The sequence below is a fragment of the Streptosporangium sp. NPDC006007 genome, assembly GCF_040614315.1.
In the GTDB taxonomy this organism is placed as follows: Bacteria; Actinomycetota; Actinomycetes; order Streptosporangiales; family Streptosporangiaceae; genus Streptosporangium.
Genome location: NZ_JBEXUG010000119.1, coordinates 1 through 1,040 on the forward strand (window position 1 = coordinate 1; position 1,040 = coordinate 1,040).

Sequence of the window (1,040 nt, forward strand, 5' to 3'; positions counted from 1 at the left end):
TCTATCTGGGTGCGGCGCCTGGTGTCGGTAAGACGTACGCGATGTTGAGTGAGGGGCGTCGGCGGTTGGGGCGTGGGACGGATGTGGTGGTGGGTTTGGTGGAGACCCATGGTCGTTCGCGGACGGCGGAGTTGCTGGAGGGGTTGGAGGTGGTGGCGCGCCGGGTGGTGGTGCATCGGGGGGCGGAGTTCGCCGAGCTGGATGTGGGGGCGGTGGTGGCGCGGGGGCCGAGGGTGGTGCTGGTGGATGAGTTGGCGCATACGAATGTGCCGGGGTCGCGGAATGTGAAGCGGTGGCAGGACGTGGAGGAGCTTTTGGATGCGGGGATTGATGTGATCTCGACGGTGAACATTCAGCATCTGGAGTCGTTGAATGATGTGGTGGAGCGGATTACGGGGGTGGTGCAGCGGGAGACGGTGCCGGATGAGGTGGTGCGGCGGGCGGATGCGGTGGAGTTGGTGGATATGTCGCCGGATGCGTTGCGGCGGCGGATGGCGCACGGGAATGTGTATCCGCCGGGGAGGGTGGATGCGGCGTTGTCGAATTATTTCCGGGTGGGGAATTTGACGGCTTTGCGGGAGTTGGCGTTGTTGTGGGTGGCGGGGGAGGTTGATGATCAGCTGGGTCGTTATCGGGCTGATCATGGGATTGGGGGGACGTGGGAGGCGCGGGAGCGGGTGGTGGTGGCGTTGACGGGGGGTCCTGAGGGGGACACGTTGGTGCGGCGGGCGGCGCGGATCGCGGCGCGGTCGAAGGGTGCGGATTTGCTGGCGGTGCATGTGACGCGGTCGGATGGGCTGGTGGGGGCGGATCCGGTGGGGTTGGGGCGTCAGCGGTTGTTGGTGGAGGGGTTGGGGGGGAGTTATCACCAGGTGGTGGGGGAGGGGGTGCCGCGGGCGTTGCTGGATTTCGCTCGGGGGGTGAACGCGACGCAGTTGGTGTTGGGGGCGTCTCGGCGGGGGCGGTTCGCGCAGGTGTTCTCGCGGGGGGTGGGGGTGACCACGACGGCGTTGTCGGGGTCGATCGACGTCCACATGATC

The 1,040-nt window shown here is 66.9% G+C and carries 1 protein-coding gene; it reads left to right on the forward strand.

The genetic code is table 11. The features are described from left to right. Positions 1-1,040: universal stress protein (locus tag ABZ194_RS30425; RefSeq protein WP_355600454.1), on the forward strand; the 1,040-nt coding region annotated here is incomplete at both ends.